Genomic DNA, 16433 nt, shown 5'->3' with positions numbered 1-16433 from the left:
GCTGGTTTGGTGAGGAGATTGCCGTGATTGGTCGCTTGAGAGGCGTAGTCATTGAGAAACAACCCCCCGAGGTACTGCTGGAGGTCGGGGGCGTGGGCTATGAGGTACAGATGCCCATGAGCTGCTTCTATGATCTGCCCGAGATCGGCAAGGAGGCGACCATCCACACCCACTTTGTGGTGCGGGAAGATGCCCAGCTGCTATATGGCTTCAACCACAAGCAGGAGCGGGCGCTGTTTCGCGAGCTGATCAAGACCAACGGGGTCGGTCCCAAGCTGGCGCTGGCCATCCTCTCCGGCATGACTGCCACCCAGTTCGTGCTGAGCGTCGAGCGCGAAGAGATAAGCTCCCTGGTCAAGTTGCCGGGAGTGGGCAAGAAGACCGCCGAGCGGCTGGTGGTGGAGATGAAGGACCGGCTCAAGGGCTGGGTCAGCCACGATCTTTTCTCGCCGGCCGAGATCACCCTGCCTGCCAGAGAAAGTGCCCTGCGGGCGCCGGATTCGAGCGAAGAGGCGGCCAGCGCGCTGGTGGCGCTCGGCTACAAGCCGCAGCAGGCCAGTCAGATCGTCAGCAAGGTCGCTGTCGACGGCATGTCGGTGGAAGATATCATCCGTGAAGCACTGCGCAGCCTGGTGTGAGGTAGACAATGATTGAAGCGGATCGTCTCATCTCTGCCTCCGGCGGGCGAGAAGAGGAAGTCATCGATCGGGCCATCCGGCCCAAGCTGCTGGCCGATTACACCGGTCAGGATCCCGTCTGCGAGCAGATGGAGATCTTCATCGCGGCGGCGCGCCAGCGTGGCGAGGCGCTCGACCACCTGCTGATCTTCGGCCCGCCGGGGCTTGGCAAGACGACGCTGGCCAACATCGTGGCCAACGAGATGGGGGTCAACATCAAGACCACTTCCGGCCCGGTGCTGGAAAAGGCCGGCGATCTGGCGGCACTGCTCACCAACCTCGAACCGAACGACGTGCTGTTCATCGACGAGATCCACCGCCTCAGTCCAGTGGTGGAGGAGGTGCTCTACCCGGCGATGGAGGATTACCAGCTCGACATCATGATTGGGGAGGGGCCTGCCGCCCGTTCCATCAAGCTTGATCTACCTCCCTTCACCCTGATCGGTGCCACGACCCGGGCTGGCTCCCTCACCAGTCCGCTGCGGGATCGTTTTGGCATAGTGCAACGGCTCGAATTCTACAATGTCAAGGATCTGACCGACATCGTCGCGCGCAGCGCCCGTTGCCTCGGGCTCGACATGACGGAAGACGGTGCACTGGAGGTGGCGCGTCGTTCGCGCGGTACGCCGCGAATTGCTAACCGTTTGTTGCGCCGGGTGCGCGATTTTGCCCAGGTGAAATCTGACGGCCGCATCGATGGACCCATAGCGGCCCGAGCCATGGACATGCTGGACGTGGATAATGAAGGCTTCGACTTCATGGACCGCAAGTTATTGTTGGCTGTGATAGACAAGTTTCTGGGCGGGCCGGTGGGGCTCGACAACCTGGCGGCTGCCATCGGGGAGGAGAAGGACACTATCGAGGATGTACTCGAGCCTTATCTGATCCAGCAGGGCTATCTGCAACGTACACCCAGAGGGCGGATCGCGACACCAAGAGCTTATGCGCATTTTGGCCTGCAACGGCCAGATGAAGGGTGAAAATAGCTGATTGAACAAAAAACCGCCGCCAGAGGCGGTTTTTTGTTATCCGGGCAAAAAAAAAGCCCACTGCGGATGCGGTGGGCAAAGACAATTCAGGATGGATGTTCACAGACAGTGAGTGCGTCTGGAGACAGACCGGTAAAAAAACAGAGGAGCCGTCGCGAGGCCTCAGAGTCGGTTCATTTGATAGAGCTGCACGAACGAAAGCTTGTAGTAACGGATGGTTTTAGCAACAAACTTTTTCATCTTTGATTCCAATAAACAGGTTCGAAATGTTCATCGAATACGTACCGGGAACCCAGATTGACCGGCCTGTATCCAAGGGTATGCCCTCACTGCGAGGCGCATTGTAGGAGCTCTATCGGACTCGGACAAACAAGAAAAATTACCTATCTCAGATTAGATTAACTAATCATATTGCCGGCTTGTGGAATTAGCATGAACATGCGTTTTTGGTGGTTTTTAATTAGTTTTATTCGGACCCGGCACAGCCACAGGAAACATTATGAAAACGACCTTGCCAGTTGTTTTTTAACAGAACAATTACTAATTGGTGGTAAATATAAATTTGATTTAAATCAATGATTTGCGATCTTCATTTTTTTGTGACACAGCTCTCTAAAATAAATCTCATCGGTCGTGAAAATGCCTTTGAAAGGCATGTATTCATGATGGTTTTACATTGATTTCAATCAAATAAAGGTGATATAAAACGCAGGTCATTATGGGCGGGAATAAAGCAAGCTGGATTGTTTTGTAATTGTTAAACATTAGCTTTTTTTGTTCCCTATTATTGCCTTGTTGTTAATGTGGTGGCAGTCGAATCCGGTCGTCAGTGCAAAACTGGAACATGACCGATAATTCGGGGACTTCCAACGGAAGCTTTGTCCTTAAAACTTAAAATAGCCGTGCCAATAATCGGTGAGGAAACATCATGATTGCTGAGCATGTGGTAGACCTATCGCGGTTCCAATTCGCTGCGACGGCCCTTTATCACTTCCTGTTTGTGCCCCTGACGCTCGGAATGGCCTTCATTCTGGCGATCATGGAGTCTGTCTATGTGATGACCAACAACCCTGTCTACCGGGACATGACCAAGTTCTGGGGCAAGTTGTTTGGTATCAACTTTGCCCTTGGGGTCACCACAGGGCTGACCATGGAGTTTCAGTTCGGTACCAACTGGGCTTACTACTCCCACTACGTCGGCGATATCTTCGGGGCCCCGCTGGCCATCGAAGGCTTGATGGCCTTCTTCCTGGAATCCACCTTCGTCGGTATGTTCTTCTTCGGTTGGGATCGCCTCTCCAAGCGTCAGCACCTGGCTGCGACCTGGCTGATGGCACTCGGGACCAACCTCTCCGCCCTCTGGATCCTGGTGGCCAACGGCTGGATGCAGAACCCGGTCGGTGCCGAGTTCAACTTCGAATCCATGCGGATGGAGATGGTGAGCTTCGCCGAGCTGGTGTTCAACCCGGTTGCCCAGGTCAAGTTCGTGCATACCGTCGCGGCCGGCTACACCACGGGCGCCATGTTCGTGCTGGGTATCTCTTCCTACTACCTGCTGAAGAATCGTGATGTGGCCTTTGCCCGTCGCTCCTTCGCCATTGCAGCCGCTTTCGGCATGGCTTCCATCCTCTCCGTGCTGATCCTCGGTGACGAGTCCGGTTACGAGACCGGTGAAGTGCAGAAGGTGAAACTGGCGGCCATCGAGGCCGAGTGGAACACCGAGCCGGCACCTGCCTCCTTTACCCTGTTCGGCATTCCGAATCAGGAAGAGATGCGCACCGACTACGCCATCAAGATCCCCTATGCGCTCGGCATCATCGCCACCCGTTCCCTGGATGGTCAGGTCACCGGCCTCAAGGATCTGAAGAGCGAGCATGAGCTGCGCGTGCGCAACGGCATGACCGCCTACGACCTGTTGACCAAGCTGCAATCCGGCGACAAGTCCGACGATACCCGTGCCCGCTTCGATGAAGTGAAGCAGGATCTGGGCTACGGTCTGCTGCTCAAGCGCTACACCAACAACGTCACCGATGCCACCGACGAACAGATCAAGGCTGCCGTGGATGACTCCATCCCGCAGGTTGCGCCGCTGTTCTTTGCCTTCCGCATCATGGTTGCCTGCGGCATGCTGATGCTGCTGCTGATCGGTCTGGCCTTCTATGACAGCACCCGCCACAAGATCGGCGAGCGCAAATGGCTGCTCAAGGCGCTGCTGTACGGTATCCCCTTGCCCTGGATCGCCATCGAGTGTGGCTGGTTCGTCGCTGAGTATGGCCGTCAGCCCTGGACCATCGCCGAAGTGCTGCCGACCTCCGTCTCTGCATCCAATGTGCCGGCGTCCGAGATCTGGTTCTCCCTGATCGGGATCTGCCTGTTCTATACCGTACTGCTGATCATCGAGATGTACCTGATGTTCAAGTACGCGCGTCTGGGCCCAAGCAGCCTGAAGACGGGCAAGTACCACTTCGAACAGAGCAAGGCATAAGGAGAGTAACCCATGTTTGATTACGAAATGTTGCGTCTGGTCTGGTGGGTGCTGGTCGGTGTCTTGCTGATCGGTTTCGCCATCACCGACGGCTTCGATATGGGGGTGGGCGCACTGCTCCCCTTCGTCGGCAAGAAGGATGTCGAGCGTCGGGTGATGCTCAACACCATGGGCCCGCACTGGGAGGGCAACCAGGTATGGCTGGTGACTGCCGGTGGTGCCCTGTTTGCCGCCTGGCCCATGGTCTATGCCGCCGCCTTCTCCGGCTTCTACATCGCCATGATCCTGACGCTGATGGCCCTGTTCTTCCGTCCGGTCGGTTTCAAGTACCGCTCCCTGCGTGAAGACGCCAAGTGGCGCAGCAACTGGGACTGGGCGTTGTTCGTCGGCAGTGCGGTACCGCCCATCGTGTTTGGCGTGGCATTCGGCAACCTGCTGCAGGGCGTACCGTTCGACTTCAACCAGTTCATGATGCTGACCTATCACGGCAACTTCTTCGGTCTGCTCAATCCGTTCGGCCTGCTGGCCGGCCTGGTGAGTCTGTTCATGCTGGTCACTCAGGGTGCGACCTGGCTGATGATGAAGACCGACGGTGAAGTGCTGGCCCGCTCCCGCACCGCTGCCATGATCTGCTCTCTGCTGACGCTGGTGCTGTTCGGTCTGGCCGGTTTCTGGGTCAGCGGCATGGAAGGCTATGTGGTGGTCAAGGCGGCCGCGACCGATGCCGTTTCCAATCCGATGAACAAGGAAGTGGTGCGTCAGGCCGGAGCCTGGATGAACAACTACAGCCTCTATCCCTGGATGGTTGCAGCACCAGTGCTGGGTCTGGCCATGAGCCTGCTGACCGCGCTGTTCGCCAAACTGAACAAGGGCTGGCTGGCGTTCACTACCTCCTCCCTGGCGGTTGCCGGCGTGATCCTGACTGCTGGCTTCTCCATGTTCCCGTTCGTGATGCCTTCCAGTCTTGAGCCGTCACTGAGCCTGACCATGTGGGATGCCACTGCCTCCTTCAACACCCTCAAGGTGATGACGGTGGCGGCTGCCATCTTCGTACCGATTGTGCTGGGTTATACCCTGTGGACCTACATCAAGATGTTCGGCCGGGTGACCAGCAAGCACATCGAAGACAACCAACAATCGCTCTACTAAGAAGGTGCCCTGATATGTGGTATTTCACCTGGATCCTGGGTCTGTTGCTGGCTTGCGCATTCGGCATCATCAATGCGCTCTGGCTGGAGCACACCGAGAACATGGATCGCCAGATCGATGAGAACAAGTGATCGACTCGCCTGGTTGGCCGCTCCATTGGAGCGCCAACCCTGGCAGGGGTTGATGCTGTTGGCGGCGGCCCTGCTGGCCGTCGCCATTTTACAGGCTCCCAACCTGGTGGCCGCCAATACCAGCGAGCACGGGCTCTGGCTCGCGCCCTGGCTGATGTGGGCGGTCTGTTGTGGCGTCATGCACGGGCTGGGATTTCACCCCCGCAGCCTCATCGGTCGTGTGCTGTTTTGCCCCTGGCTCGCCTGGCCCAGTTTGTTATATGGGCTCTGGTTGACCCAAGGCTATTTCCTTTCATAAAAAACGGGGGGAGGCAGGATTTCCCTGCTTCCCCCTGCTTCTTTCCTATTCAGCCCTGCGCTATGATAGCCCCCCATCTGACTGTCGAATGGATCACAGATTGTTATGGGGGAAGTCTCTGAGTTTCCGGTACGGGTCTACTACGAAGACACCGATGCCGGGGGCATCGTCTACAACGCCAATTATCTCAAGTTTATGGAACGTGCTCGCACCGAGTTCCTGCGCTGCGGCGGCATCGAACAGGATGTCATGCTGCGCGACGGGGTCGCGTTTGTGGTGAGTCGAACAGAGATCGATTTCCGCTCGGCGGCCCGATTTAATGAGCTTTTGACTGTATTAACGCAAGTGACTGAAGTGAAACGCGCCTCCATGCGTTTTTCACAACGGATACTGGCGGCTGATGGACGACTGATCACCCAGGCCATGGTACAGATAGCCTGTGTCAGTCATCCGCATATGAAACCTGTTGCAATACCTGAAAATGTGAAGGGAGTGCTGTTAAGTGCACGCTGAAATTTCGTTTATTGGCCTGTTTTGGCAAGCCAGCCTGCTGGTAAAACTGGTCATGATGACCCTGATGGGTATGTCGGTAGTCTCCTGGGCGCTGATCATCCAGCGTTCCAAGGCCATCAAGGCAGCCAATCTCGCATCGGAGCAATTTGAAGACAGATTCTGGTCCGGGGTCGATCTGAACCGTCTCTACCAGGAGTCCTCCTCCCGTCGCGACGACATCGAAGGCATGGAAGACATCTTCTACTCCGGCTTCAAGGAGTACGCCCGTCTGCTCAAGGCCGGTGCCCGTGGTCAGGATGCGGTGATGGACGGTACTTACCGTGCCATGCGGGTCTCCCTTTCCCGTGCCGTGGACGAACTGGAATCCAACCTGCCGGTGCTGGCCACCATCGGCTCCATCAGCCCCTACATCGGTCTGTTTGGTACCGTCTGGGGGATCATGAACGCCTTTATCGCCCTGGGTCAGGTGCAGCAGGCCACCCTGCAGATGGTGGCACCCGGTATCGCGGAAGCGCTGATCGCCACCGCCATGGGTCTGTTTGCCGCCATTCCGGCCGTTATCTTCTACAACCGCTTCTCCAACAAGGTCGAGCGGCTGGAAAACGCCTACGCCAACTTCATGGACGAGTTCACCACCATTCTGAACCGTCAAATTGCTCAGCAGCAGGGTGATCAGTAATGCAAACCTATCAGCGGATCCGGCGCAAGAAGGTGGCCGAGATCAACGTGGTTCCCTATATCGACGTCATGCTGGTGCTGCTTATCATCTTCATGGCGGTGACGCCCGTGATCACGCAAGGGGTCAAGGTTGACCTGCCGCAGGCGGAATCCGAGCAGTTGCCGGAAGATGCCAAGCCGCCCTTCATCGTCAGCGTCAACACCGAGGGTGAGTACGTCATCAAGGCCGGTGAGGCCGATGACGAGCCGGTGCCTGCCGGTACTCCCGAGGCGATGCAGCAATACATCACCGAGAAGGCCATGGGTTACCTGGCCATCAACCAGAACGCCCCCGTGGTGGTAGCCGGCGACAAGTCGGTGCGCTACGAAGAGGTGATCCTGCTGATGGTGGCCCTCAAGAAAGCGGGTGTGCCTCAGGTCGGCCTGATGACGGATCCGGTGAACTGACGGAGATGGATGTGAAGCGTGGTATTTCCGGTTATCTCATCGCGTCGCTTCTGCTGCACCTGATCATCGGCATCATCCTGTTTGTCGGGCTCGATTTCAGCAAGCCGAAGCGACCCGAGTCGAAGGGGCAGATCGTCAATGCCGTCATGCTCGACGAGAATTTCCTCAACGAGCAGGCCAAGCAGATCCAGCAGCAGAAGTCTCAGCCCAAGCCGCAGAAGGTAGAGAAAGAGAAGGATAAGGAAGACACGGACATCGCCAAGCGCGAGCTGGCCCAGCAGCAGGAGCGGCTGCGTATCGCCGAGACCAAGCGCAAGGAGGCCGAAGAGGCCACCCGCAAGGCCGAGGCTGAAAAGCAGAAGAAGGTAGCCGAGCAGAAGCAGGCGGAAGAGAAGGCCCAGAAGGCCGAGGAAGCCCGCAAGCTGGAAGAGCAGAAAGCCAAGAAGGTGGAAGCCGAGCGCAAAGCCGCGGAAGAAGAGAGCAAGGCGCTGGCGCTGAAGAAGAAAAAGGAACAAGAGAAGAAAGAGGCCGAAGAGAAGCAGGCCAAGGCGGACGCAGCCAAGAAGGCGGAAGCCGAGAAGAAGGCCAAGCAGGAGGCTGAGAAGAAAGCCAAGGCCGAAGCGGACAAGAAAGCCAAGGCGGAGGCCGAGAAAAAGGCCAAGGCCGAAGCCGACAAGAAAGCCAAGGAGGCCAAGGAAGAGGCCGCCAAGAAGGCAAAAGCTGACGCAGAGAAGAAAGCCAAGGCGGAGGCCGACAAGCAGGCCAAGATCGCGGCAGAGCGCAAGCGCAAGGCGGCCGAGGAGGCCAAGCTGCAAAAAGAGATGGAAGACATGATGCAGCAGCAGCTGGCGGCTGAGGCCAATGCCCGCAGTCAGGCGGCATCTGCTGCAGCGCAGGGCGAGGTCGACAAATACGCGGCACTTATCAAGGCGACTGTTGAGCGATATATGATTTTGGATCCCACCATGCGGGGCAAAACATGTACTATCGGCGTACGTCTTGCGAGCACTGGCTTTGTCATCTCGGTAGATAACGGCCAGGGTGACCCGGCGGTATGTCGTTCCGGCAAGGCGGCCGTATTGAAGGCCAACCAACTGCCGGTGCCGAAGGATCCTGCGGCGTTCGAGATGTTGAAGGAGTTCAACCTCAAGTTGGAACCGAGCATCTAAGGCCTGGGTAAGGTAAATCGTGTAGCGTGGTTGGCAGCATCTTGCCGAGAAAGGAAGTTAATCTCTCATTTTTTTGGAACCGAGTATTTAAGCCATGATAAGAAAAGTGTTTTTTGCTTTGGTTGGCTGTTTGTTGCTGGGCCAGAGTGCCCAGGCGGCCTTGGACATCGTCATCACTGGCGGTATCGACAGTGCCCGACCCATTGCGGTCGCCCCCTTCAAGTGGGAAGGCAATGGCCAGCTGCCGCAGGACATCGCGGAAGTGGTCTCCAACGACCTGATGCGCAGCGGCAAGTTCAAGCCGCTGGCTCGTGGCCAGATGCCGCAGATGCCGAGCACCAGCGGCGAAATCAACTTCGCACCCTGGGCTTCGCAAGGGGTCGAGGCCGTGGTGGTCGGTTCCATTGCCGCTGTCGGCGACGGTACCTACAAGATCAACTTCGAGTTGGTTGACGTGCTGAAGGGCCAGCTGGCCAAGGCGCAAGGTGGCGAGAGCAACGGCTACATCCTGGACAGCCGCATGGCGACCATCCCGGGTGCCCAGATGCGTCAGTTCGCTCACCGCATCTCCGACATCGTCTATGAGCGTCTGACCGGCGAGCGTGGGGCCTTCCTGACCCGCCTGGCTTATGTCTCCGTCCAGCAGGGTACCCAGTTCCCGTATCAGCTGCGCATCGCCGACTACGACGGTTACAACGAGAAGACCCTGCTGCGCTCCCGCGAGCCGCTGATGTCCCCGGCCTGGTCGCCGGATGGCAGCAAGCTGGCCTACGTGAGTTTCGAGAACCAGAAGTCCGAGATCTACGTGCAGGATATCTACACCCAGCAGCGCAGCCTGATCACCAGTTTCCGCGGGATCAACGGTGCGCCTGAGTGGTCTCCGGATGGTCGTCGTCTGGCTATCGTTCTCTCCAAGGATGGTTCACCGAACCTCTATGTGGTTGATGTCGCTAGCAAGCAGCTGACCCGCGTCACAACCAGCCGGGTGATCGACACCGAACCCTCTTGGATGCCGGACGGGCAAAATTTGTTGTTCACCTCTGAACGTGGTGGCAAACCCCAGATTTATAGCGTAAATTTGGCGACTGGTATGACTCGCCGGATGACTTGGGAAGGTGAATCCAACCAGGGCGCATCCATCACTCCTGATGGCAAAATCATGGTGATGGTGACTCGTGTTCAGGGGCAGTACCGTATTGCCCGCCAGGACATGGAAAACAATGCCCTGCTGGTCCTTACCCAGAGTGCGCTGGATGAGTCGCCAAGTGTGGCTCCCAATGGCAGCATGATCATTTATGCCACCATCTATCAGGGTCGTAAGAGTCTCGCGTTGGTGTCGACTGATGGTCGCTTCAAGGCTGTGCTTCCGACCAGTAGCGGTGAAATTCGTGCACCAGCTTGGTCGCCCTTCTTGAATTGATAAAAATCCAATTGTTTTTTGTTTTGTTATAAAGGTTTAAGGAAATAGCATGCAACTCAATAAACTGCTCAAGGGTTTGGCCATCGCACTGCCACTGTTCACCCTGGCCGCTTGTAGCTCTTCTTCTGATTCTGACGCCGCTGGCGCTGAGTCAGGTATGACCGACGGCATGGGCGGTGTACAAACCGGCGGCGCCAACGGCATGTTGTCTCCGGAAGAGCAGATGCGTCAGAAGTTCGAAGCGCTGCAACGTGACAACGTGATCTACTTCCCGTTCGACGGTTACGATATCCAGGGTCAGTACGCTGATCTGCTGGATGCCCACGCCAGCTACCTGCGCGAGCGCCCGAGCGTGAAAGTCCTGATCGAAGGTCACGCCGACGAGCGCGGTACTCCGGAGTACAACATCGCCCTGGGCGAGCGTCGTGCCAAGGCCGTTGCCAAGTATCTGCAAACCCTGGGTGTGCAGGCCGAGCAGCTCTCCATCGTCAGCTATGGCGAAGAGAAGCCGCTGGACATGTCCCACACCGAGGATGCCTTTGCCAAAAACCGCCGTGCGGTTCTGGTTTACTAAGGTTTAAACCGAACAAAGTTCGTTTATATGCAAGCGGCCATTTCGATGGCCGTTTTATTTGCACTAAACGCCAAGGTTTGATCCGAATGAAATCTGCATAAGCGAGCGACGATGGCGCTGGCCGTTTTATTTGCCCTAAACGCTAAGGTTTGATCCGAATGAAATCTGTGTACAAGCAAGCTGTTGTTGCGCTGGCCGTATTGGTTGCTCTGAATGCGCAGGCGGCGGCTCCCGTCAGCGATCTGAGCGGTGACTCGGGTGGCGGTGTTGTCCTTAACGGCAACAACGGCGCCATCGTGCCCACCGGCAGCCTGGAAGACAGAGTTGCCCTGCTGGAACGCACCCTCAATGCCCGTCTGCGCCTGCAAGCCGAATTGCAGCAGCAGGTCGACTCCCTGCAGGGGGAGGTCTCCGAGCTGCGCGGTCAGCTGGAACAGCAGACCTACCAGATGGAACAGTCGCAAGAGCGTCAGCGTCAGCTCTATCAGGAGCTCGACAAGGTGGCCAACAGTCAGCCTGCTGCTACGCCAGCTGCCCCGGCAGCCGCCGCTGCGAGCCCTACACCGGCTGCTGCGGCCAACTACTCGACCAACCTGAATGAGAACCAGGCCTACGATGCGGCCGTGAACATGGTGCTCAAGGAGAAGAACTACGACAAGGCCATCCCCGCCTTTGAAGGGTTCATCAAACAGTATCCAAGCTCGAGCTATGTCCCCAATGCCCATTACTGGCTGGGTCAGCTGCTGTTCAACAAGGGTGATCGGACTGGCGCTGCTGCCCAGTTCACTACGGTGGCAACCAAGTTCAGCAAGTCGCCCAAGCGAGCCGATGCGCTGTTGAAGCTGGGCATGCTGGCACAGCTTGACGGCAAGAAGGCGGAAGCGAAGAACTTCTATGAGCAGGTGATCAAGGGCTATCCCAACACCTCGCCGGCCCAACTGGCCAAGCAGAGTTTGAGCAAGCTGTAACATTGCTGCATGTCACTGTTTTCGTAACAGTCTTGTAAATACAGCCCCGCTTTGTATGCGCAATGAACAAACAGATTGAATTTAAGATTTTTCTATTGCGCCAGGATGATAAATCCGTAATATAGGCCGCCGTCAGAGCCGGTGCAGTATTGCAGTCGGTCCTGGTCGTGGTGAGGGTCGTTAGCTCAGTCGGTAGAGCAGTTGACTTTTAATCAATTGGTCGCTGGTTCGAATCCAGCACGACCCACCATTCTCTCCACCAGGTGGAGACAGCATTCCCAGGTCGCTTAGCTCAGCTGGGAGAGCACCTCCCTTACAAGGAGGGGGTCACTGGTTCGATCCCAGTAGCGACCACCAGTTTTAAACTGTTTGCCAAGGCAAGCAGTGTGCCAGGCAAGTCGGTGTGGGTCGTTAGCTCAGTCGGTAGAGCAGTTGACTCTTAATCAATTGGTCGTAGGTTCGATCCCTACACGACCCACCAATCTGGCCACAAGAATTCCCAGGTCGTTTAGCTCAGCTGGGAGAGCACCTCCCTTACAAGGAGGGGGTCACTGGTTCGAGCCCAGTAACGACCACCAAGTTTGTAAAAATGATTTAGATGGGTCGTTAGCTCAGTCGGTAGAGCAGTTGACTTTTAATCAATTGGTCGCTGGTTCGAATCCAGCACGACCCACCATCATTTCAGAATCCCAGGTCGTTTAGCTCAGCTGGGAGAGCACCTCCCTTACAAGGAGGGGGTCACTGGTTCGATCCCAGTAACGACCACCAAGTTTGTAAAAAATGATTTAGATGGGTCGTTAGCTCAGTCGGTAGAGCAGTTGACTTTTAATCAATTGGTCGCTGGTTCGAATCCAGCACGACCCACCATCATTTCAAGAATCCCAGGTCGTTTAGCTCAGCTGGGAGAGCACCTCCCTTACAAGGAGGGGGTCACTGGTTCGATCCCAGTAACGACCACCAAGTTTGTAAAAATGATTTAGATGGGTCGTTAGCTCAGTCGGTAGAGCAGTTGACTTTTAATCAATTGGTCGCTGGTTCGAATCCAGCACGACCCACCATCATTTCAGAATCCCAGGTCGTTTAGCTCAGCTGGGAGAGCACCTCCCTTACAAGGAGGGGGTCACTGGTTCGATCCCAGTAACGACCACCAGTTTGTAAAAAATGATTTAGATGGGTCGTTAGCTCAGTCGGTAGAGCAGTTGACTTTTAATCAATTGGTCGCTGGTTCGAATCCAGCACGACCCACCATCATTTCAGAATCCCAGGTCGTTTAGCTCAGCTGGGAGAGCACCTCCCTTACAAGGAGGGGGTCACTGGTTCGATCCCAGTAACGACCACCAAGTTTGTAAAAATGATTAAGATGGGTCGTTAGCTCAGTCGGTAGAGCAGTTGACTTTTAATCAATTGGTCGCTGGTTCGAATCCAGCACGACCCACCATCATTTCAAGAATCCCAGGTCGTTTAGCTCAGCTGGGAGAGCACCTCCCTTACAAGGAGGGGGTCACTGGTTCGATCCCAGTAACGACCACCAGATTGAAAAAGCCCGCAGCAATGCGGGCTTTTTTTATGGCCGTTCGGCGTCAGGTTCTCAGTCGATCGAGCTGGGTGGCCAGTGCCGTGGCAGCCTGCTCCAGCTGCTCGCTCAGGTGATGGCTGGCGTTGGCCTCCTGCCCCAGGGTGGTGGCGGCGTCGCCGATCCGCATCAGATTCTGGTTGATGGTGTCGCTGACGGCGCTCTGCTGCTCGGCCGCCGTGGCCACCTGGCTGATGTGATCGTGGATCTGCTGGATCTGGGTGACCACCTGATTGAGGGCCTCAAAGGCCTGCTCCGTCCCTTCCACCGTGCTGGCCGAGCGAGTGATGCCGGTACTCATCAACTGCTGGCTGCTGTTGACCTCGGTCTGCAGGCTGCCGATGAGCTGGCCTATCTCGTCGGTGGACTCCCGGGTCTTGTTGGCCAGCGCCCGCACTTCGTCCGCTACCACGGCAAAGCCGCGCCCCATGTCGCCGGCCCGCGCCGCCTCGATGGCCGCATTGAGCGCCAGCAGGTTGGTCTGCTCGGCAATGGCTCTGATCACGTCGAGAATGCGGCTGATGTTGGTGCTGCGCTGGGCCACCTGGGCGACGGCCTTGTCGGCGAGGTGCATGTCTTCAACCAGGGTGTGGATCTCGGTGCGGGCCCGGCTCAGGGTCTGCTGGGCCGTGCTGATGTGATGGGTGGCCGTCTCCGACTCCTGGGCTGCCTGCTCGGCATAGCCCGCCACGCTGACCGCCGTGGTGCTCATCTGATGCATGGCACTGACCACGCTCTCCAGCTCCAGGCTTTGCTCGTCCAGACTGCTGCGCATGGTGTCGGCTGTCTGCTTCATGCCCTGGGCCTGCTGGTGCACCTGCTGGCCGATCTGCTTGCTGCCCTGCACCATGCCGCGCAACTTGCCGAGGAAGGCGTTGAGGTGGCCGCCCAGCTCGATCAGCTCCTGGTGGGTGTCTATCCTCATCTGCTGGGTCAGGTCCCCCTCGTTGCTGGAGAGGTGGGACACATGGCGACTGATGAGGGAGAGGGGGGCCGTGATGGTCTGGATGAACCAGATGAGCAGCGCCAGCGCCAGCAGGGTGATGACGACGATGGCAATCAGCTGTTGCTGCTGGGTGGCCTGCAGCAAATCGCCAAGCTGGTTGCTGATGGTGTTGGCCTGGCTGAGTGCCAGCGCCTTGGGCACCTTGAGCATCAGCCACCACTGGGTATCGGCGGCATCGATCCTGACCGGCTGTTGCAGGATGAAGTCGGTCTCTGTGTCCTGCTCCTGGCCGGTAGGGGCGGTGAGGCCGGCTTCCGTCAGTGGCCGTCCCAGCTTGTCGGCGTGACGGTTGCTGCCGACGATGAGGCCCATCTTGCTGACCAGGGTGACCTCGGCCTGGTTGTCATACAGGCTCTTGCCGAGGTTCTCGGCCAGTTGCTGGAAGATGGGCAGGTTCATGTCGACGCCGGTGATGCCGGCAAACTTGCCGGCTTTCAGAACGGGCACCGTCAGGCTGGTCATCAGCATCTTGTTGCCGGGGCTTATCTCGTAGAGGTAGGGCTCCATCAGACAGGGGCGCAGGGTGTCGCGGCCGCACAGGTACCATTCGCTGTTGCGGATGCCAAATTCGTTGACCGAAGTGTCGTATTTGGCGGCACTGGTGGCGGCATCCACCGGCTGCTGGCTGATCTGGCCACCCTGGTCGCGGGTGAAATAAATCTCCAGGCTGCCCTTGCCGACGACGGAGTGGGAGGCGCCGGCTTGCCAGTTGGCATCCTGGCCGTCGTACCCGTCGGGTTCAAACTGGGCATAGATGGAGCTGATGCCGCCCGCTTGCTGCAGTCGGCTGTGAAGCAGCGTCTCGACCTGGGGGCGGCTCAGCAGCCTGTCCGGCTGTGCCATGCTGCCCTCCAGCTGGGCCGCCATGCCCAGCGGCACCTGATAGGACTGCTGCAACAAGTCGGCGATCTGCACCGCATAGCGTTCGGCCTGGAACTGCAGGGTACGGGAGACTTCCTGCTCCAGCGCCTGGCGGGTCTGGCTGACGATGTTGCTGCGCAGGGTGTTCAGCGAGGAGGACTGCATCAGGGTCATGGCGAGGCCGCTGGCGAGAAACAGCCCCATGGTGAGCAATAGCAGCTTGGTTTTGAGGGAACGTTGTTTCATTCGACAACTCCTTTGGCAAGAATGACAACGAATTACTTGAGTATATTCGGACACTTGCGCAGCACCGGATTTGTTGATGGGTTTGTGCGCGGCTTCTGGTTATAATTTTTGCCTTTCCAAGCGTTGATGGAACAGTCGCAATGAGCAATGCACTGAACAATGTCCCGCCGGTAGTCGAGATGGACTATCCGTTTCCGGCCAAGCCCCTTCCCCTGAGCGCCGAGCAGAAGACGACCCTGATCGCAGACATCAAGGCACTGCTCAAGGAGCGCAAGGCGGTGCTGGTCGCCCACTACTACACGGATCCCGAGATCCAGGCACTGGCGGAGGAGACCGGTGGTTTCGTCGGCGACTCCCTCGAGATGGCTCGCTTTGGCCGTGATCACGCCGCACAGACCCTGATCGTCGCCGGGGTGCGCTTCATGGGAGAGACCTCCAAGATCCTGAGCCCCCACAAGCGAGTCCTGATGCCGACGCTGGAGGCCGAGTGCTCGCTTGATCTGGGTTGCCCCATCGAACAGTTCTCCGCCTTCTGCGACGCCCATCCCGACCATATCGTGGTGGTCTATGCCAACACCTCGGCGGCGGTGAAGGCGCGGGCGGACTGGGTGGTCACCTCCAGCATCGCGCTGGAGATCGTCGAACATCTGGATAGCCAGGGTCACAAGATCATCTGGGGCCCGGACCGTCACCTCGGTGCCTACATCGAGAAGAAGACTGGCGCCGAGATGTTGCGCTGGCAGGGCCACTGCATCGTCCACGACGAGTTCAAGGCCCGCGCCTTGCGTGAGCTGAAGGAGCAGAATCCGGATGCCGCCGTGCTGGTCCACCCGGAGTCCCCAGCCTCGGTGATCGAACTGGCCGATGCGGTGGGCTCTACCAGCCAGCTGATCAAGGCGGCCAAGGAGCTGCCCCAGCAGAAGCTGATCGTGGCGACCGATCGCGGCATCTTCTACAAGATGCAGCAGGCCTGCCCGGAGAAAGAGATGGTGGAGGCGCCGACCGGTGGCGATGGCGCCACCTGTCGCAGCTGCGCCCACTGCCCCTGGATGGCGATGAACGGCCTAGTGGCCATCAAGGAGGCCCTCACCGATGGTGCCGAGCGTCACGAGATTCTGGTGGACGAGGATCTGCGGGTGAAGGCCTTGATCCCGCTCGACCGCATGCTCAACTTCGCCGCCGAGCTCAAGCTCAAGACCCAGGGCAATACCTGACTGGGGTCATGAAGAGATGCAAAGAGGGCTCCCGC

15 protein-coding genes and 14 tRNA genes are annotated in these 16433 nt (G+C 57.7%); 28 read left to right on the top strand and 1 reads right to left on the bottom strand.

Going from position 1 to position 16433, the window contains the following annotated elements; all coding sequences use genetic code 11:
- Window positions 1–23: 23 nt before the first annotated feature.
- The 27 genes from ruvA (at window position 24) to E5E96_RS03585 (ending at window position 13029) form a co-directional block, all read left to right on the top strand.
- Window positions 24–638, top strand: a complete 615-nt coding sequence (gene ruvA / locus E5E96_RS03715; protein ID WP_016351960.1) for a Holliday junction branch migration protein RuvA — start codon at window positions 24–26, stop codon at window positions 636–638.
- 8 nt (window positions 639–646) lie between these two features.
- Window positions 647–1657, top strand: a complete 1011-nt coding sequence (gene ruvB, locus E5E96_RS03710) for a Holliday junction branch migration DNA helicase RuvB (protein WP_011707371.1) — start codon at window positions 647–649, stop codon at window positions 1655–1657.
- 937 nt (window positions 1658–2594) lie between these two features.
- Window positions 2595–4151, top strand: a complete 1557-nt coding sequence (gene cydA, locus E5E96_RS03705) for a cytochrome ubiquinol oxidase subunit I (RefSeq protein ID WP_011707370.1) — start codon at window positions 2595–2597, stop codon at window positions 4149–4151.
- A gap of 12 nt (window positions 4152–4163) precedes the next feature.
- Window positions 4164–5300: a cytochrome d ubiquinol oxidase subunit II gene (cydB, locus tag E5E96_RS03700; protein ID WP_011707369.1), complete on the top strand. Its 1137-nt coding sequence runs from the start codon at window positions 4164–4166 to the stop codon at window positions 5298–5300.
- Window positions 5301–5314: 14 nt separating this feature from the next.
- Window positions 5315–5431 (top strand): cytochrome bd-I oxidase subunit CydX, encoded by a 117-nt coding sequence (gene cydX, locus E5E96_RS03695; protein ID WP_005304933.1) that lies wholly within the window; start codon window positions 5315–5317, stop codon window positions 5429–5431.
- Window positions 5418–5729, top strand: a complete 312-nt coding sequence (locus E5E96_RS03690) for a cyd operon YbgE family protein (RefSeq protein WP_253264702.1) — start codon at window positions 5418–5420, stop codon at window positions 5727–5729. Before cydX ends, E5E96_RS03690 begins: the two co-directional genes overlap by 14 nt.
- Before the next feature lie 105 nt (window positions 5730–5834).
- Window positions 5835–6242, top strand: a complete 408-nt coding sequence (gene ybgC, locus E5E96_RS03685) for a tol-pal system-associated acyl-CoA thioesterase (protein ID WP_171281584.1) — start codon at window positions 5835–5837, stop codon at window positions 6240–6242.
- Window positions 6232–6921 carry a protein TolQ gene (gene tolQ, locus E5E96_RS03680; protein WP_011707366.1) on the top strand — a complete coding sequence of 230 codons (690 nt, stop codon included), beginning with the start codon at window positions 6232–6234 and terminating at the stop codon, window positions 6919–6921. The genes ybgC and tolQ overlap by 11 nt, the downstream gene beginning before the upstream one ends.
- Window positions 6921–7367, top strand: a complete 447-nt coding sequence (gene tolR, locus E5E96_RS03675) for a protein TolR (RefSeq protein WP_011707365.1) — start codon at window positions 6921–6923, stop codon at window positions 7365–7367. The genes tolQ and tolR overlap by 1 nt, the downstream gene beginning before the upstream one ends.
- Window positions 7368–7372: 5 nt before the next feature.
- Window positions 7373–8536: a cell envelope integrity protein TolA gene (gene tolA / locus E5E96_RS03670; protein ID WP_011707364.1), complete on the top strand. Its 1164-nt coding sequence runs from the start codon at window positions 7373–7375 to the stop codon at window positions 8534–8536.
- Between the two features lie 94 nt (window positions 8537–8630).
- Window positions 8631–9956, top strand: a complete 1326-nt coding sequence (tolB, locus tag E5E96_RS03665; RefSeq protein ID WP_171281583.1) for a Tol-Pal system beta propeller repeat protein TolB — start codon at window positions 8631–8633, stop codon at window positions 9954–9956.
- Window positions 9957–10005: 49 nt separating this feature from the next.
- Window positions 10006–10530: a peptidoglycan-associated lipoprotein Pal gene (gene pal / locus E5E96_RS03660; RefSeq protein ID WP_005304908.1), complete on the top strand. Its 525-nt coding sequence runs from the start codon at window positions 10006–10008 to the stop codon at window positions 10528–10530.
- 158 nt (window positions 10531–10688) lie between these two features.
- On the top strand, window positions 10689–11498 hold the full coding sequence (gene ybgF, locus E5E96_RS03655) for a tol-pal system protein YbgF (RefSeq protein ID WP_171281582.1): 810 nt from the start codon (window positions 10689–10691) through the stop codon (window positions 11496–11498).
- A gap of 174 nt (window positions 11499–11672) precedes the next feature.
- Window positions 11673–11748: transfer RNA gene (locus E5E96_RS03650), tRNA-Lys, on the top strand.
- 31 nt (window positions 11749–11779) lie between these two features.
- Window positions 11780–11855: transfer RNA gene (locus tag E5E96_RS03645), tRNA-Val, on the top strand.
- A gap of 48 nt (window positions 11856–11903) precedes the next feature.
- A tRNA-Lys gene (locus E5E96_RS03640) sits at window positions 11904–11979 on the top strand.
- A 21-nt stretch (window positions 11980–12000) separates the two neighbouring features.
- Window positions 12001–12076 (top strand) — tRNA-Val (locus E5E96_RS03635).
- A gap of 22 nt (window positions 12077–12098) precedes the next feature.
- A tRNA-Lys gene (locus tag E5E96_RS03630) sits at window positions 12099–12174 on the top strand.
- 16 nt (window positions 12175–12190) lie between these two features.
- A tRNA-Val gene (locus E5E96_RS03625) sits at window positions 12191–12266 on the top strand.
- Window positions 12267–12289: 23 nt separating this feature from the next.
- Window positions 12290–12365: transfer RNA gene (locus E5E96_RS03620), tRNA-Lys, on the top strand.
- A gap of 17 nt (window positions 12366–12382) precedes the next feature.
- Window positions 12383–12458 (top strand) — tRNA-Val (locus E5E96_RS03615).
- A 22-nt stretch (window positions 12459–12480) separates the two neighbouring features.
- Window positions 12481–12556, top strand: a tRNA-Lys gene (locus E5E96_RS03610).
- 16 nt (window positions 12557–12572) lie between these two features.
- Window positions 12573–12648, top strand: a tRNA-Val gene (locus E5E96_RS03605).
- A gap of 22 nt (window positions 12649–12670) precedes the next feature.
- Window positions 12671–12746 (top strand) — tRNA-Lys (locus E5E96_RS03600).
- 16 nt (window positions 12747–12762) lie between these two features.
- A tRNA-Val gene (locus E5E96_RS03595) sits at window positions 12763–12838 on the top strand.
- Between the two features lie 22 nt (window positions 12839–12860).
- Window positions 12861–12936 (top strand) — tRNA-Lys (locus E5E96_RS03590).
- Between the two features lie 17 nt (window positions 12937–12953).
- Window positions 12954–13029, top strand: a tRNA-Val gene (locus tag E5E96_RS03585).
- A 49-nt stretch (window positions 13030–13078) separates the two neighbouring features.
- Here E5E96_RS03585 and E5E96_RS03580 read toward each other — a convergent pair.
- Entirely contained in the window at window positions 13079–15184 is a 2106-nt protein-coding gene (locus tag E5E96_RS03580) for a methyl-accepting chemotaxis protein (RefSeq protein WP_171281581.1), read from the bottom strand.
- A 140-nt stretch (window positions 15185–15324) separates the two neighbouring features.
- On the opposite strand from E5E96_RS03580, the gene nadA reads away from it, so the two are divergent.
- Complete coding sequence (nadA, locus tag E5E96_RS03575; RefSeq protein ID WP_171281580.1) at window positions 15325–16398, top strand: quinolinate synthase NadA; 1074 nt, start codon at window positions 15325–15327, stop codon at window positions 16396–16398.
- The last annotated feature ends 35 nt before the right edge of the window (window positions 16399–16433 follow it).

The organism is Aeromonas sp. 1805 (assembly GCF_013085525.1).
In the GTDB taxonomy this organism is placed as follows: Bacteria; Pseudomonadota; Gammaproteobacteria; order Enterobacterales; family Aeromonadaceae; genus Aeromonas; species Aeromonas hydrophila.
Note: the sequence above shows the minus strand (reverse complement) of the source record. Positions and strands in the feature narration are given on the sequence as shown.

Bases quoted from the DNA above. Each gene is read 5' to 3' on its own strand.
- tolB (WP_171281583.1), top strand. From the start codon at position 8,631: ATGATAAGAAAAGTGTTTTTTGCTTTGGTTGGCTGTTTGTTGCTGGGC.
- tolR (WP_011707365.1), top strand. From the start codon at position 6,921: ATGCAAACCTATCAGCGGATCCGGCGCAAGAAGGTGGCCGAGATCAAC.
- tolA (WP_011707364.1), top strand. From the start codon at position 7,373: ATGGATGTGAAGCGTGGTATTTCCGGTTATCTCATCGCGTCGCTTCTG.
- ybgF (WP_171281582.1), top strand. From the start codon at position 10,689: ATGAAATCTGTGTACAAGCAAGCTGTTGTTGCGCTGGCCGTATTGGTT.
- ybgC (WP_171281584.1), top strand. From the start codon at position 5,835: ATGGGGGAAGTCTCTGAGTTTCCGGTACGGGTCTACTACGAAGACACC.
- nadA (WP_171281580.1), top strand. From the start codon at position 15,325: ATGAGCAATGCACTGAACAATGTCCCGCCGGTAGTCGAGATGGACTAT.
- E5E96_RS03690 (WP_253264702.1), top strand. From the start codon at position 5,418: ATGAGAACAAGTGATCGACTCGCCTGGTTGGCCGCTCCATTGGAGCGC.
- cydB (WP_011707369.1), top strand. From the start codon at position 4,164: ATGTTTGATTACGAAATGTTGCGTCTGGTCTGGTGGGTGCTGGTCGGT.
- cydX (WP_005304933.1), top strand. From the start codon at position 5,315: ATGTGGTATTTCACCTGGATCCTGGGTCTGTTGCTGGCTTGCGCATTC.
- E5E96_RS03580 (WP_171281581.1), bottom strand. From the start codon at position 15,184: ATGAAACAACGTTCCCTCAAAACCAAGCTGCTATTGCTCACCATGGGG.
- pal (WP_005304908.1), top strand. From the start codon at position 10,006: ATGCAACTCAATAAACTGCTCAAGGGTTTGGCCATCGCACTGCCACTG.
- cydA (WP_011707370.1), top strand. From the start codon at position 2,595: ATGATTGCTGAGCATGTGGTAGACCTATCGCGGTTCCAATTCGCTGCG.
- ruvB (WP_011707371.1), top strand. From the start codon at position 647: ATGATTGAAGCGGATCGTCTCATCTCTGCCTCCGGCGGGCGAGAAGAG.